The organism is Paenibacillus sp. ALE3 (genome assembly GCF_054113405.1).
The window spans coordinates 2,452,249-2,467,859 of sequence record NZ_CM134214.1 but is presented as its reverse complement, the minus strand read 5'-3'; the positions used below and the strand labels follow the sequence as shown (position 1 = coordinate 2,467,859).

Sequence of the window (15,611 nt, the reverse complement as noted above, 5' to 3'; positions counted from 1 at the left end):
GGGAAAGCAGCTAGGGAGTTTGCTAATTTATGTTCTATGATGTCCTTCGTCATTGGGGTAATGTGACAGATTTGATTTGAGCAGAGGTATTTCCGTAAATATCCTTCGCCAGCACAAGAATATGCAGTGTATCGGCTTGGGAGGCACCACTCTGTTTGTATATCGTAGTTGGAAGTGTTGCTGACCAATTAGCTTTATCTTCTGTAATAGCGACACGCATGCCATTGACATAAACTTTGAGCTGAGCGATTTCACTTTGATCTGTGACTGAACCTTTCAAAGCGAGAATATCGCCCTTGAGCGAAGCATTCAACTTAAGTGCAGGAGCTTCTGTTTCCTTGCGTTTAGAGGGTGGGAGAGCAGTTTGTGGGTTATAGGAAAAGGTTTCATCCTCAAGCGCTGGCGTGCGTGTTGCAATAGGACGGTTTTTGGTTGCTTGCTCATAGGAATAAGCGTATCGAAGCAGGTCGTTATCGCTATATGCGGCACCTGCCATCGTCAGGTTGACGGGCATACCGGTATCTTTCATAGCACCCATACTCACAGACACACTCGGGATTCCGTACTCGCGTAGAAGGAAATTCGTATTGGAGAAATAGTTGCCATTCTCCCAAGCCTCCTCATAGGATGTTTCATTTACATCGGAGTCCGCTTTGCCGATATTCGAATTGGCCGGGAAAACTATAAAATCAAGGTTATTTTGCTTCATCCAATTTTCAAAATCAATTTTTCGTACATTTTCAAGCCCCCGCAGCCCTTCTTGAAACTGAGGAATTTGTTCGTAAGGGGTGACGCCTTTCTTTATGGTGTCAATGAATACGTCATAGTGACCAAGGTCTCTGCCACGTTTGGCATCAACCGAACCGGGCGGATTTGGAAAGACGGTTGCAGGGTCGATATTAGCCCATGAGGGGAAATTCGGATCGCCCACACTTTTAAGGAATTCCTCAGCTACATAAGGATTAAGCAGTCCGAATTCCTTTTCAGCCCACTTTGCCGGCATCAAACCGCGTTCTTCAGGTGTTTTCGCTGTAGGTCGGTCCTTCTCGCTGTTCACTTGCAAAGGGAAGTCAACTTCCACAACTTCAGCTCCAAGAGCAGTTAAATCCTTTACAGCTTTTTCCCATAATGCCTGTATTGAAGGTCTGAATTTAATCGGAGTTGTGGTTTCAGGGTCCTTACCGATATAGATTTTCGGAACACCAATACGTTTGCCTTTCAAAGCTTGCGTATCTCGCAACTCCAGATAGGAATTGGGACGGACACTGTTGACAGAAGGGAGCCGAACGGCTTTCTGTTCTCGCCAAAAATCGCCCTTGGTGATCTTATCCTCAACAACAATCACGTCAAGCAGGCGGAGCATGTCCTCGATAGTTCTCGTATGTGGAACGACGACATCCCGTATAGGGAAGAGCGGCCAATTCCCCCGAATGGAGATTAGGCCCCGCGATGGGGTGTAGGCAATTAAACCATTGTTCGATGCTGGTGATCTTCCAGAGGATACCGTTTCTTCCCCCATACCGAAGGCAGCGAGGTTGGCGGCTGTTGACACGCCAGATCCGTTAGAGGAGCCAGAGTACCAGGCTGCAGCCAAATAATCTGGATTGTACGGACTTTCGGCACGACCATAAACGCCTCTTTGCATTCCACCAGCTGCCATTGGCGGCATATTGGTTTTGCCAATGAGCACCCCACCGGATTTGCGTATCTTCTCTACTGTAAAGGCATCATCTTTTGCCATCAGGTTTTTGAAAGCCGGAGATCCAGAAGCAACAGTGAGTCCCTTAACCTTGTAACTGTCTTTAACCGTGTAGGGGATGCCTTGCAGAGGCCCGGTATTAATCCCCTGTGCCCTTTGCTGATCAGCCTGAGCGGCTTCTTTTAGTACGTCAGGATTCAGAACAGGGATGGAATTCAGCTGAATGCCACTAGAATCATAGGCATATACCCGGTTAAGGTACATGGCTGTGAGCTCGACACTCGATAGTGCTCCTGACTTCATCGCGTCCTGCATCTGAGCAATCGTAGCCTCTTGCAATTGAAATGTAACCAGGGAGGAGGTAGGTTCACTAGTTTTACTTGAGGATGAGAGTGAGGGTGAAGGAGCGGCGGATGCAAGCGAGCATCCCGTGAGAGTTACAATCATACCAGCTGCGATCCATTTGTAATAGCTACCGATTACATTCCTTGTACTTGCTTTTAACGTTCGTGCGCGCATAGCATTTTCACTCCTTAAAATAAGATAGGTAGGATCAAGAATTTGAATAGAGGGGAATGAGGAAAGGACTCTTTTTTGTATAAATCTTTCTATTTATACTACTTATTTTCATTAGAAGTGTCAATTTTTGTAATGTTGGGAGCCAGAAAGTACAGCTAATAAGTTGCATTACAATCCTTGATACGTAAAGATACTTTCATGACTGATATATTTTGGTTCCAATCAAGTAATCTATGAGAACAAATTAATATGAAGAATAAACAACTCAGTAATCAGATTTCTACAGGAGGCGGGTCAGTATATTAAATAAAAGATAAATTGAAAGAGATCCACTATGAAGCGTTAAAAGAAAAAAGACAACTTAATTACGCCTGTTTTTCACAATTATAATCGGTGCTCCTAGAGGGCAATAATACCAGTTATCCAACAAGTGGTCATCTTGAATTTTCGATCTCGTTATCCGTTTTACGGATCGATTTATAACAAGTTCAGAGAAAGCTTTCACTGTTGGAGATAGCCACTTTTTCTTTTTAATCAGCGTATGGGAGTATATAGGATCGAGCTTTTTGGAATGATTTACAATTTAAGTTTTCCTCTATTTACGTTTCTTTAACTGTAATATAAGGCAAAAAAGAAAATCCGAGCCCACTCATAACGGTTTGTGTAATCGCCTCTACACTCCATAACTCCATGGTTTGAAAATGAAACTTGAAATGAAAATGAAGAAAAATGTTGAGCAAAAAGACCTATTTTTCAAGATATTACTATTATCAAACATTGAAGTGCCGATAAACATAATAGCGCAGAAAAAACAGGTATATATACCAACTCAAAGGAGAATTACATAAAGGAGGGATCGAGGATAAAATAGCGGAGGATTTATTTTAAACACACTAATATAAGGGGAATGTAAATGTTGAAAAGAATACTATTAGTATCCATTATTTTTTGCCTAGTAATAAGTACGTTTGAATTCACTGAGATAACATTGCCTAAAGCTGCAGCATCCACTGGATTTGCTCATCCTGGCCTATTACATACGAAAGAAGATTTTGACCGAATTAAGCAAATGATTAATGAAGGCAGACAACCCTATTTGGATGGTTGGAATCAATTGCTGTCCAGTCCACTATCACAGGCTGGATGGAAACCACGCGCTATTTCTACCATTATCAGGGGAGGAAGTGGGCAAAATGTAGCTGTGTTTTACAATGATATAGCTCGTGCTTATCAGAATGCACTTCGTTGGAAAATTACAGGGGACACCGCAAATGGAGATACAGCTCGTGATATTTTGAATGCCTGGTCCTCTAATCTTAAAACGATTTCCGGCAATGCTGATCGCTACTTAGCGGCGGGAATTTATGGATATGAGTTGGCTAATGCAGCAGAACTTATGAGAGATTATCCGGGGTTTAATGTGGAACAAATGCAGAACATGCTTCTTACCGTATTTTACAAACCATTAAACGAGAGATTCCTTATTGGCAATGAATATGGGAATAGTCATAATGATTCATATATACAGAATTACTGGGCGAACTGGGATCTAAGCAATATGGCTGCCACCATTGCAATCGGAATATTCTGTGACCGCCGGGATATTTATGATATCGGTGTTGAATATTTTAAAAATGGTGCAGGAAATGGGTCCATTTATAATGCGATCCCATTCCTTCATCCTGATGGTCTTGCCCAATGGCAAGAGTCTGGAAGGGACCAAGCGCATACTCAATTAGGTATTGGTTTAATGGCCACAATTGCTGAAATGGCGTGGAATCAGGGAGATGACCTTTATGGATGGGCGGACAATCGTTTCCTGCGTGCTGCTGAATATGTTGCCAAGTACAACAATGGCGAGGATGTGCCATTTACAACTTATGAATGGGGATCAGGTAGAAACGGCGCGATAAATAGTCAATCCGGAATATCGCCTGCCAATCGTAATGAAATGCGGCCCATCTGGGCAATGATTTATAACCACTATGTCAATCGAAAAGGTCTGTCTGCACCCAATATTGCTGCCCGAATGGCTCTGGAAGGTACCGAAGGTGGTCCGAATTTAAAATATCCATCAACGTTTGACCAACTTGGTTTCGGAACTCTTCTCTACACCCGGCCTGCTGGCAGCGGAGATAAAGCAAGCATTCCTGATGGAAATGTTTCTAATGGTATTTATCGTTTCAACGTGCGTTTGGACGGCAAGGTCATGGAAGCCGATAATACGATAGAAGGGGCAAATGTAATTAAATCAACCTATGCAGGTAAAGAAAATCAGCAATGGAGTGTTACGCATCTAGGTGGCGGTCAATACAGTATCAAGAATGTGCAGAGTGGACGTTCACTCGAGGTAACAAATGGCTCTCTGGATCATGGCGCTAAATTCCAACTGGCTGCTAGTACTGACCAAGATCAACAAAAATTTGCTTTTATCTCTACAGGAGATGGTTACTATCGCATCACTCCTGTAATTTCCAATAAGCCAGCTGATGTCACAGGTCTATCAACTGCAGAGGGAGTTCCTATCCAGCAATGGCGGTATACATCCAATTATAATCAACAATGGAAGCTTGAATCTATTGAATAGCGCTGATCAGTAATTTGCCTAAAAGCATCAATCTAACATCGTTTATTCAATCGGTTGAATCTCATTCAGCATTTCCTTAGTCAAGCCACTATATTGGGAAAAGCTGTGCGGCAAAAACTGGTGTCGATATTCCGTCGGCGCCAGTTTTTTATTTTGGTACTTGAAGGATATATTACTCCAAGACAATAGTCCGTCTGGTCATAAGCGCCTCCTCTTTAACCAACCTCTTTATTGTAAACAACATAAGTTGTATAGTTGATTTTGAATGAAACTCGAGTATTATTTAATCGGCAATAGTGCTTCATTTTTGCCTAGACAACATGTATAAAAAAATGTTGAAAATAAGGAGAGCAGCCTATCGCGTCTTCTTGCCACTTTGTTGCTTGTTGAACTACCAATAGATCTTCAAATTTTCAACTAAAAGGAGGATTTAAAAGTGTTTGAGACTGAATTGACGCGTACTCTAAAAATTCGATACCCGCTTTTTCAAGCGCCGATGGCAGGTGGCGTTTCGACGTCTGAATTAGTAGCGGCTGTTTCAAACGCTGGTGGGCTAGGCAACCTAGGAGGCGGATACTTAACGCCGGAACAACTCCGCAGCGAGATCCAAAAAATCAAGCAACTAACGGATCAGCCATTCGGAGTAAACTTGTTTGTGCCTGAGCAATTTGAAGAGTCGGAAGAAGCTATCTACCGGATGACAGATTATCTCAATAAATATCGTATCGAACTTGGCACTGCTCAAAATCCATTGATTTTGAAGTCTGCAGAATCGTTTGAGGAACAGGTACAGGTATTATTGGAGGAACGTGTGCCCATATTTAGTTTCACGTTTGGCATACCATCTCCAAACGTGATTCAAACCATGAAACAGCATGGAATATTCGTCATTGGAACTGCAACAACCGTTGATGAAGCCAAGCAATTGGAAGCAGGGGGTGTAGATGCTATTGTGGCTCAGGGGAGCGAAGCAGGCGGGCATAGAGGGACCTTTCTGAAAGACGCCTCCCATGATGCTTTGATAGGCACCATGGCTATTGTTCCGCAGGTCGTTGACCATGTGTCGATCCCGGTCATCGCAGCGGGGGGAATCATGGATGGGCGGGGACTTGCAGCAAGCCTTTTATTAGGAGCTTCTGCAGTACAGATGGGCACTGCGTTTTTAGCCTGTCCTGAGAGCGGTGCCCACGAAAAGTACAAGCAGAAAATCCTCTCGACAAATGAAGACTCCACTCAAATTACACGTGCTTACTCCGGCAAAGCTGCAAGAGGCATTCAAACAAAATTTATGATTGACATGCATCAGTACTCCGGTACAATCCCTGCTTACCCTATTCAAAACGCGATGACCCGGGACATTCGTCAGGCGGCTGCAAAAGCAAACAACCCCGAGTATATGTCACTTTGGGCTGGCCAGGGGCTTCGGTTAGCCAACGACCAACCTGCTGCTTCAATTGTAAAACAAACCATTGATGAAGCCAGTATTCTTGTCCAAAGTTAAAAGGCCATTATTCCGTTTTGATCTTATTTGAAGGGCGATTTCCCTGAGGTTTGGTGTCGAGATAATTTTAGATACCAGCATACTTGAGAAAATAAATGCGTGAAGACAAAGTCTATGGACTTCTGGAGAGAGAAGCAGTGGTCTTCTCTGGAGATGTACATCACACTTATAATTTACTCTCCCATGAGTACGAAATAGATGGTACCTAGTCACTTGGCTGGGTTTTTTTTTATTGAATAATAGAAAAAAATTCTAGATAATGAAAGGATAAACATGCCAGCAAACTATTTGAGCTGTTTGGTGGAAATCATAACCTGATTTTGATACACTTCTAATCGTAAATATTACTATTTAAAGAGGCAGGTAAAGACCGTGAACAATAAAAGCAAAAGCAATGCTGCTGTGCGGCTCCCGCGTGCCAAAGGCATTGATATGGCGACCGTATATACACCAAAGGAGTGCGCCCGCAAGGTCAAACGAATCGTACTAGCCGAGAAAAACCAGACAATTGTGGATGAGTTTATTACGATTTTGGGAATGAAAGAAAAGTTTGAGGAGCAGGATGTGCCCATGCCTAACAAGATCGTAATGTTTGGTCCACCAGGAACTGGAAAAACACTAACGGCTTTTTATTTGGCGCAGCGCTTGGATCTGCCGCTTATATTAGTGAGGCTTGACGCGATTATCCATAGTCATTTGGGGGAAACAGCGAGCAATGTGCGCAAGATCTTTGACTATGCAAATGGGACGCCTTGTGTTCTGTTTCTTGATGAATTTGATGCTCTGGGGCGTATGAGGGAGTCAAATGATGAGGTGAAAGAGATGGCACGAGTGGTGAACACGCTGCTACAATGTCTAGACGAGTTCGGCGGAGAGAGTGTTTTTGTCGCAGCCACCAACCTTGAGGAAGAACTGGATACAGCGATATGGCGCCGTTTTGACACGAAAATGACGTATACATTGCCAACGCATGCGGATCGGATTCAATACATTGAACTGCTGATCGGGGAGAGCCTTGCTGGACAGGCTGCAGATTTGCTTGCCGGATGCAGCTTTGCTGATATTGAGCAGATTGTGTTAAAAGCAAAACGAAAAGCGATTATAGAGAACCGAGCACTTAATTTTGAAAACATAGAAAATGCACTGTCGGAGTATAATCCTCGCATGAAGGTATAGAAAGAGAAAATTCAAAAATACCCAGACGCCTATTAGCTGATTTGGGTACTCACTGGGTATTGTCATTATGGAGCTAATTTTTGATTGGTTCTCATATGTATTTATGTATATGCTATGTAAATAATCTTGGGCGTCGATAATTGTTTAGTGTGAAACAAATGTGGGAAGTAGATTTATAAACGACATGTTGTATTGACATGTGGACAAAACAGGATTATAGTTTTTTATTAATCGTAATTATTACTATTTAAATAATTCATCCTACAATCATGCAGGGTGAATACAACGATGTAAAAAAGGTTCATGAGAAATGACACCCTATATCTTGATCTGTGAAACTTATTCTAGAAGGAGTGCATGAAGTTATTTTATCTGACCGCACGCTGCGAACGCTGATCAGGCAAAAAAGGATGACCGTATCTCCGCTGACAGAGGAACAGATTCAGCCTGCTTCCATTGATAGTGAAGAGACCTTGATTCCACCGTTATCCTTTATGCTCGCAACCACGATTGAAACAATTCGGCTGCCGGGTTATATTACGACTTTTGTCGAAGGGCGGATTTCAATTGGACGTATGGGCTTATTTATGAAGCGGTCCGATCTGACATGCATTTAATCTAATACTAAAAGGAGCTAGAAAAATCAATGGCCAAAAAATCAAAAGTAGTACGTGAGAAGAAACGTCAGGAGACCGTAGCCAAATATGCAGAGCTGCGCCGTCAGCTGAAAGAAAGAGGGGACTATGAAGCATTGCAGAAGTTACCACGTAATGCATCCCCTACTAGACTGAAAAACCGTTGTGAACTGACGGGGCGCCCGAGAGGATATTTGCGTAAGTTTAAAGTATCACGGATTGTTTTCCGTGAACTGGCTCATAAAGGACAAATTCCTGGTGTTACCAAGTCGAGTTGGTGAACAGAACAGAAGTCCAAGATGAAGCAATTGCTATTTTGACCGCATGTCTTGTTGCATTACCTACCGTGCATAAGGAAATGGGGAACATTCGCCGCACAGCTCACGAGCAGACAACTGCTAACCTCTGTGGGGGGGGATTTCTCATGGCCTGCTTCATAGAAGATGTATAAAAATCTGCATTGAAGGGTTTTATCCAGTGAGGGGTATTTTTGCTTTTTATTAATCGTAATTGTTACGGAATGAAGAAGAACCGTTGGAGAAACGGCATCAATGGGACAAGGTGGATATTGCGCGATTTCACTGGGAAGAGAATCTATGGAATATTTTATGCCAGAGACGAGCAGTGAAGGGGTTTGAGCATGGAATAAACATGTGAAAAGTCTGATTGGGAGTTTGCAAGGAATGTACAATTTAGAATTAGGACCTTAAGGGGGGGACTTACATGGAAACGGAACAAGATCCACGCATTCCGGTAACGATAATTACAGGATTTTTGGGAGCTGGTAAAACGACGCTGCTTAATCATATATTGAAGGCAGATCACGGTTATAAAATTGCTGTTATTGTGAATGAATTTGGAGAAGTGGGCATCGATAATGAACTAATTGTGGAATCTGGCGAAGAAATTATTGAAATGAACAATGGCTGCATCTGCTGCACAGTACGAAGTGATCTGGTGGATATTATGAAAAGTTTGTTGCATCGCAAATTTGCAGAGACTCCTACACATGTCGAATATGATCGGATTGTTGTTGAAACTACGGGTTTGGCTGATCCGGGACCGGTCATTCAGACTTTTCTTGCGGAGCCACTGATTTCAAACTTTTTCAAAATTGATGCTGTTATAACCGTAGTAGACGCTAAACATGCTGAACATCATCTAGATAACGGATATGAGGCAAAGGAACAAGTCGCTTTTGCCGATGTCATATTATTAAACAAAATAGATCTTGTCGAAAAGGAAGATATTGCTCGTTTGGAATCCCGGTTGAAAAAGATGAACTCACATGCCCGATTGACGCATACACATCAATCCTTAATTGATTTGGATCAGATTCTTGGAGTTAATACATTTGATCTTGATCACAAACTCGAAGTCGATCCACATTTTCTGGAAGAACATCATCACCATCATCATGATGACGATATTTTCTCCATTGTTCTCACTGAAACGAGACCTTTGGATCTAGATAAAGTGAATAAGTTTATAAACGATTGGTTGGTGGAGCATTCAGCTGATACGTATCGATACAAAGGAATTCTTAATGTACAGAAAACAAATAAAAGGGTCGTATTTCAGGGAGTTCACATGATATTTGGGGTGGATACTGACAGGGAATGGAATGTGGATGAAGACAGAACAAGCCGCATCGTTGTAATTGGAAAAGATTTGGATGAGGACTGGTTCAGAGCACGATTTAGCGAATGTGCGGTTGCCGAAGCAAGCGTCTGACAAGGAGCAGGATAACATGAGTAAGAGTGTGACACATTCATTTGTACTGCCTGACAAGGCTGAAAGCTTCGGCTATTCGGTTCAGTTGATCTAATACAGGGAGACAAACCTGTTCTCAAAGAAGAGATGCAAGATTTGCAAAATAGCAAAAATGATTTTCTGTTTAAGTTACAGCAAGTAGGCATCGAAAATTTGAAGTATCCTATCGATGTTATTTCGGTAAAAAGTCCTGTAAAGGTGTCCAGCATTAGCAATTTTCGACTGACTACCTCACTGGAGCGGGAATTTAAAGGCATTAATATGAGCCGATTGGCAGAACAGCTTCAGCATAGTCGCAATGAGGGACTGAGTGACCAAATTACAGATTTACTTAGACTGACGCAGCGAATTGCCGAACAGATGAATCAACAGAAATCACAACGTTATGTCCTTGTTCTAAAGAAATAAGTGAATATAGTGCACACAATCAGCGTGGTATGCTACGAATTCAGGTACAGGGCAACCCTGGAGAATTATTGCCAAGTGATTGGAAGGAAAATCTGTTGGATGCCGCTGAATCCAATGCAAGCAGTTGCCTTCATCCCGTATTAAAAAGGCCTGACGAGAAACAGGTTACAGAACGTGCGTACGAGAATCCTCGATTTGTTGAAGACGTAGTGCGGTTGGTGGCTGCTGATTTGTATGAAAAGCACTGGATAAGGAAAGTTGATGATTACTTTACTTTAATCTAGATCATCAGAAGATGATAAACATCAGAGTGAACTGCATCCCAATTTTTAGACGCGATCTAACTTTGGAGGTGCAGTTTTTTGTGTCAAGTTGCAATGAAGTATTCCTCTTCGCATTCAGGTCGTGAGTGGTCATGAAACTTCAACCATTACATATTTTCCCGAATTGACTTTATGTCCGGATATCATTATTATCTTACAGTATAAGATAAATGCAGAAGGTGGTACTGCCAATGGACTATAAAGCGTCAGCAACAGAACTATTCGAGTGTATCGTCAAATCGCGCAAACCGGTGTTAGAGGAACGAGCACATTTCTCTCGTGGTGAAATGGGGATTCTCATCGCTTTGAGTCATCAGGATGGGGTTACTTCGGGTCATTTGAGCGAATACTTGTCCGTCAGTACGGGACGGATCGCAACGGCACTGAAAAGTTTGGAGAAGAAAGGGTTGGTTGTACGACGTACGGATGCCAACGACAAACGTAAGGTGATTGTATTCATTACGGATTCAGGCAAGCAATTTATGATGGACAGGTATAACGAAGGAGTCGCATGGAGCGAGAAAATTCTTCGAAAGCTGGACGAACAGGATGCCAAAGAGTTTATCCGACTCATCAAGCTTATTGTCTCTAAAAGCTGAATTCCTATGTAGAGAACGTATGCAGGATACGTTAATTGCACCAAACACCTAAGATTTTCAGATAAAGGAGAAGAACAGAATGCTGAAGATATTCAAATATCTCAAGAAAAATGAATGGATGTTCGTGCTTTGCAGCTTGGCCTTCATCGTTGTGCAGGTGTGGCTGGATTTGAAGCTGCCTGATTATATGGCCGAGATTACAACCAAGCTGCAAACCGCAGGAACGCCGATGTCGGAACTGCTGATTCCCGGTATTTATATGCTGTTATGTGCTGTCGGCAGTATGATTGCATCTATTATTGTCGGCTATTTTGCGGCAAAGGTCGCGGCAGGGCTGGCCATGCGTCTGCGTGCGATGGTCTTTGACAAGGCCTTATCTTTTTCCATGGAAGAGATGAATAGCTTTTCAACAGCCAGCCTTATCACCCGCTCCACGAACGATGTTACCCAAATTCAAACGGTGGTTGCGCTGGGGCTGCAGGTGATCATCAAGGCGCCGATTCTGGCCGTGTGGGCCATTGCAAAGATTGCGGATAAAAACTGGCAGTGGACCGCCTCTACAGGAGTGGCTGTGGCTGTCCTGATCCTGATGCTGAGTGTCATTGTTATTTTCGCTCTTCCGAGTTTCCAAAAAATCCAACGTCTCACCGATAATCTGAACAGGGTAACACGTGAGCATCTGACCGGGCTTCGGGTGGTGCGCGCTTATAATGCAGATCAGTATCAGGAGGAGAAGTTCGGACAGGCCAATGCAGAATTGACAAATACAAACCTGTTTGCGAACCGGTTAATGGCAATGGTTGGTCCGGGGATGACCTTTATTATGTCGGGTCTGAGTGTCTCGATCTATTGGATTGGCACATACCTGATTAACGGAGCGGCCGTGCCGGACCGCATTACGCTATTCTCTAATATGGTCGTATTCTCCTCATATGCGGTGCAGGTGGTCATGGCCTTTATGATGGTAAGTATGATATTCTTCCTGATGCCTCGAGCTTCGATTTCTGCCAAACGGATTATGGAGGTATTGAATACCGAATCTCGCATCATCGACGGACATGAGACAGCTGGAGAAGAGGGCGTTATGGGTCAGGTGGAATTTCGTAATGTCAGCTTCAAATATCCGGATGCCGAGGAGCCTGTGCTTCGCAACATTAGCTTTACGGCAAAACAGGGCGAGACGGTTGCCTTTATTGGTGCAACAGGCAGCGGCAAAACCAGTGTGATCAATCTGATTTCCCGTTTCTACGATGTGACTGAGGGTGAGGTACTTGTGGATGGCGTGAATGTCAGAAACTATAAGCAGCAGACACTCCATAACAAAATCGGGTATGTCCCACAGAGAGCCGTACTTTTCAGCGGTACAGTGGCTTCCAACGTTTCGTATGGCGATAACGGAAGAGCAGAAGTTTCGGAGAAACTCGTCAAAGCCGCTGTGGAGATTGCTCAGGGTACGGAGTTTGTCGAAAAAATGGACGATCAATATCAAGGACGGATTTCACAAGGTGGAGCGAACGTGTCGGGTGGTCAAAAGCAGCGTCTGTCCATTGCGCGTGCCATCTACCGTCAGCCAGAGATTTACATCTTCGATGATTCCTTCTCGGCACTCGACTACAGAACAGACCGGGTCCTGCGCTCTGCGCTTAAACAAGAAACCGGCCATGCTACGACACTCATTGTGGCTCAGCGCATAGGCACCATTAAGGACGCTGACCGGATTATTGTTCTCGACCAGGGCGAGATTGTAGGGAACGGCACACATGAAGAGCTGATGGCGAATTGCAGCACCTATCAGGAAATCGCTTATTCGCAGCTTTCGAAGGAGGAACTCGTACATGGACAAGAATGAACACACCGTCGGCAGTAAGCATATCAAAATGAAACAGCAAGGTCCCATGGGTAGAGGTCCTACGGAGGGGAGGGGGACTGGTAAAAAAGCGAATGATTTTAGAAAAAACTTACGCCAGCTCTTATCCTACATCAAGGCCTATGCGCCTATGATTATCCTCTCTATGGTGCTGGCACTGGCCGGTTCCGTCTTCAATGTGATTGGTCCGGATAAGCTCAGCGATATTGCCAACCTGATCCAGGAAGGAATTGTAACAGGGATTGATATAAATGCTATTCAGAAGATTGTTCTTGTACTGGTAGTTTTGTATGGTCTCGGCCTTATCTTTAATTATTTCCAAGGATTCATTACGGTAACCGTGTCACAGCGCCTTACAAAGAAGATGCGGACAGAACTGTCCCAAAAAATCAATCATATGCCTTTGAAGTATTTTGATGCTACGAGCTATGGTAATGTGCTCAGCCGTGTGACTAACGATGTCGATACCATCGGACAAACATTAAACAACAGTCTCGGCACACTTGTCAGCGCACTGGCAACCTTTGTGGGTGCATTGATTATGATGCTGTATACGAACTGGATCATGACCATTACCGGGATTGTAGCTACCCTGATTGGTTTTTCACTGATGACCGTAATTATGAAGCATTCACAAAAATATTTTGTAGCACAGCAAGCGGAGCTTGGCCAAATCAACGGTCATATTGAAGAAACCTATGCTGGTCATAACGTAGTCAAGGTATATAACGGAGAAAAAGCAGCCAAGGAAGTGTTCCATGGCATTAATGGCCACTTGTATACAAATGCATGGAAATCCCAGTTCATGTCTGGCCTGATGATGCCGGTTATGATGTTCATCGGGAATTTCGGTTATGTAGCGGTCTGTATCGTAGGCGCTTTGCTGGTGAACCAACATGTTATAACGATCGGAACTATTGTGGCCTTTATGGTGTATATTCGTCTATTTACACAGCCCTTGTCACAGTTGGCGCAGGCTGCAACCAATTTGCAATCGGCGGCTGCTGCCAGTGAACGTGTATTCGAATTTCTGGATGAAGAAGAATTGAAAGATGAAAGTGACAAGACCATGAAGCTAGATAACGCCAAAGGGGATGTTGAATTCAAACATGTTCGTTTCGGTTATAACGAAGACCATATGATTATCAAAGACTTCTCTATGAAAGCTGAAGCTGGTCAGAAAGTCGCCATTGTTGGCCCGACAGGTGCTGGTAAGACGACGCTCGTGAATTTGCTCATGCGGTTCTATGAGCTGAACGGAGGGGAAATTTATATTGATGGAACTCCGATCAGCCAATTAACACGTGAGAATGTTCATAAATTATTCTGTATGGTACTGCAGGATACATGGCTGTTTGAAGGAACGATTCGTGAGAATATCGTCTTTTCCCAAGACCATGTTACCGATGAACAGGTAGAAGCCGCATGTAGAGCAGTGGGTCTGCACAGCTTCCTTAAAACTCTGCCGCAGGGCTATGATACAGTACTAGACGACAAAGCCAATCTCTCTGCTGGCCAAAAGCAATTGATTACCATTGCAAGAGCCATGATTGAAGATGCGCCTATGCTCATATTGGACGAGGCCACAAGTTCGGTCGATACGCGTACGGAGTTGCTGATTCAACAAGCGATGGACCGACTTACTGTAGGGAAAACCTCTTTTGTGATTGCCCACCGTCTCTCAACGATTAAGAACGCCGATCTGATTCTGGTCATGAAGGACGGTAACATTATCGAAACGGGTAATCATGAGGAATTGCTGGGTAAAGGCGGATTCTATGCCGATTTATATAACAGCCAGTTTGAACATGCATCCTGAAAAATACAATTTTAGGGGAAAAACGATAGGAACACATGAAACTGGACAAGTGTTTAAGGCAAGAACACTGAACCAATAAAAAGTCGCTACATAGCGGCTTTTTTGTTTTATTGAACAAGTTCTTATGCATTAATGGTCTTACTTAACATGTCCTGAAAGGACAAAGGAAACTCGTTGATTATTCTATTTTTTGTGGGTATTCGTAGTTTCAATTTTGAATAACTTTCCTCTCATCATGAAGAAAATACTTGCACTTGTTGGAAGCTTCAAAGGAACCAGAGGTGAGGATGGTTTATAAAGTTCATAAACATCTATGCAGATGAGGCGACTATTGATAATCTATAACGAAAATTCTCTTAATCGAGACCTTGTAGACTTCTTTCCATACCGAAGCAAAGCCAGTAACAAAAAAAGACATGGAGCTTATGCTGAAAACTTATTTGCCTCAACTCAAAAGGGACGTTTTAGCAGGGGTAAAAAAATTTTTTTCAGAAGATCATACGGATTCCCATCATTACGAAGTTCCTACACAACTTCAATGATTTTAAATTAGAAGAAGACGACCCAAAACTACATCTGAGCCTAAAAGGGATTATTTATTACATGGAAACCTGGCGATGACGCTCATGAGTAACCAAACTGATGAATATAAGATACTTCAAAAGTCGGTTGAAGCATATATAAAAAATTGATTCGTATCAAAGG

General features: G+C 43.1%; 12 protein-coding genes and 2 pseudogenes. 11 read left to right on the top strand and 3 right to left on the bottom strand.

Annotation, left to right across the window (positions count from 1 at the left end):
* Positions 1-49: 49 nt before the first annotated feature.
* Both ACXHJ2_RS10800 and ACXHJ2_RS10795 read right to left on the bottom strand, forming a co-directional pair.
* On the bottom strand, positions 50-2,218 hold the full coding sequence (locus ACXHJ2_RS10800) for an amidase (protein ID WP_165084004.1): 2,169 nt from the start codon (positions 2,216-2,218) through the stop codon (positions 50-52).
* Positions 2,219-2,693: 475 nt separating this feature from the next.
* A pseudogene (locus ACXHJ2_RS10795) lies at positions 2,694-2,922 on the bottom strand (LysR substrate-binding domain-containing protein); the annotation flags it as partial.
* Between the two features lie 209 nt (positions 2,923-3,131).
* On the opposite strand from ACXHJ2_RS10795, the gene ACXHJ2_RS10790 reads away from it, so the two are divergent.
* Complete coding sequence (locus tag ACXHJ2_RS10790; RefSeq protein WP_165084002.1) at positions 3,132-4,805, top strand: RICIN domain-containing protein; 1,674 nt, start codon at positions 3,132-3,134, stop codon at positions 4,803-4,805.
* Between the two features lie 42 nt (positions 4,806-4,847).
* On the opposite strand, the gene ACXHJ2_RS10785 is transcribed toward ACXHJ2_RS10790, so the two are convergent.
* Entirely contained in the window at positions 4,848-4,991 is a 144-nt protein-coding gene (locus ACXHJ2_RS10785) for a hypothetical protein (RefSeq protein ID WP_013371184.1), read from the bottom strand.
* A gap of 250 nt (positions 4,992-5,241) precedes the next feature.
* Here ACXHJ2_RS10785 and ACXHJ2_RS10780 point away from each other — a divergent pair, with 250 nt between their 5' ends.
* From ACXHJ2_RS10780 to ACXHJ2_RS10735, 10 genes and pseudogenes are all read left to right on the top strand, one after another.
* The gene (locus ACXHJ2_RS10780; RefSeq protein ID WP_165084000.1) at positions 5,242-6,306 is read left to right on the top strand and encodes an NAD(P)H-dependent flavin oxidoreductase; all 1,065 of its coding nucleotides are present in this window, start codon (positions 5,242-5,244) and stop codon (positions 6,304-6,306) included.
* A gap of 372 nt (positions 6,307-6,678) precedes the next feature.
* Positions 6,679-7,482 (top strand): AAA family ATPase, encoded by an 804-nt coding sequence (locus ACXHJ2_RS10775; protein WP_165083998.1) that lies wholly within the window; start codon positions 6,679-6,681, stop codon positions 7,480-7,482.
* A 332-nt stretch (positions 7,483-7,814) separates the two neighbouring features.
* Positions 7,815-8,099, top strand: coding sequence for a dCTP deaminase domain-containing protein (locus ACXHJ2_RS10770; RefSeq protein ID WP_230493859.1), 285 nt, complete (start codon positions 7,815-7,817; stop codon positions 8,097-8,099).
* 29 nt (positions 8,100-8,128) lie between these two features.
* The gene (gene rpsN / locus ACXHJ2_RS10765) at positions 8,129-8,398 is read left to right on the top strand and encodes a 30S ribosomal protein S14 (RefSeq protein WP_025678316.1); all 270 of its coding nucleotides are present in this window, start codon (positions 8,129-8,131) and stop codon (positions 8,396-8,398) included.
* Positions 8,395-8,568, top strand: a complete 174-nt coding sequence (locus ACXHJ2_RS10760; RefSeq protein ID WP_457874794.1) for a hypothetical protein — start codon at positions 8,395-8,397, stop codon at positions 8,566-8,568. Before rpsN ends, ACXHJ2_RS10760 begins: the two co-directional genes overlap by 4 nt.
* 272 nt (positions 8,569-8,840) lie before the next feature.
* Positions 8,841-9,851, top strand: a complete 1,011-nt coding sequence (locus ACXHJ2_RS10755) for a CobW family GTP-binding protein (RefSeq protein ID WP_165083996.1) — start codon at positions 8,841-8,843, stop codon at positions 9,849-9,851.
* Positions 9,852-9,977: 126 nt separating this feature from the next.
* Positions 9,978-10,582: pseudogene (locus ACXHJ2_RS10750) on the top strand (GTP cyclohydrolase, FolE2/MptA family).
* Positions 10,583-10,812: 230 nt separating this feature from the next.
* A complete protein-coding gene (locus ACXHJ2_RS10745) occupies positions 10,813-11,220 on the top strand; it encodes a MarR family winged helix-turn-helix transcriptional regulator (protein ID WP_013371190.1) in 408 nt (135 codons plus the stop codon).
* A gap of 79 nt (positions 11,221-11,299) precedes the next feature.
* Positions 11,300-13,069, top strand: coding sequence for an ABC transporter ATP-binding protein (locus ACXHJ2_RS10740; protein ID WP_165083992.1), 1,770 nt, complete (start codon positions 11,300-11,302; stop codon positions 13,067-13,069).
* Entirely contained in the window at positions 13,056-14,906 is a 1,851-nt protein-coding gene (locus ACXHJ2_RS10735; RefSeq protein ID WP_165083990.1) for an ABC transporter ATP-binding protein, read from the top strand. The genes ACXHJ2_RS10740 and ACXHJ2_RS10735 overlap by 14 nt, the downstream gene beginning before the upstream one ends.
* Positions 14,907-15,611: the final 705 nt, after the last annotated feature.

Bases quoted from the DNA above. Each gene is read 5' to 3' on its own strand.
- ACXHJ2_RS10755 (WP_165083996.1), top strand. From the start codon at position 8,841: ATGGAAACGGAACAAGATCCACGCATTCCGGTAACGATAATTACAGGA.
- rpsN (WP_025678316.1), top strand. From the start codon at position 8,129: ATGGCCAAAAAATCAAAAGTAGTACGTGAGAAGAAACGTCAGGAGACC.
- ACXHJ2_RS10790 (WP_165084002.1), top strand. From the start codon at position 3,132: ATGTTGAAAAGAATACTATTAGTATCCATTATTTTTTGCCTAGTAATA.
- ACXHJ2_RS10800 (WP_165084004.1), bottom strand. From the start codon at position 2,218: ATGCGCGCACGAACGTTAAAAGCAAGTACAAGGAATGTAATCGGTAGC.
- ACXHJ2_RS10735 (WP_165083990.1), top strand. From the start codon at position 13,056: ATGGACAAGAATGAACACACCGTCGGCAGTAAGCATATCAAAATGAAA.
- ACXHJ2_RS10745 (WP_013371190.1), top strand. From the start codon at position 10,813: ATGGACTATAAAGCGTCAGCAACAGAACTATTCGAGTGTATCGTCAAA.
- ACXHJ2_RS10740 (WP_165083992.1), top strand. From the start codon at position 11,300: ATGCTGAAGATATTCAAATATCTCAAGAAAAATGAATGGATGTTCGTG.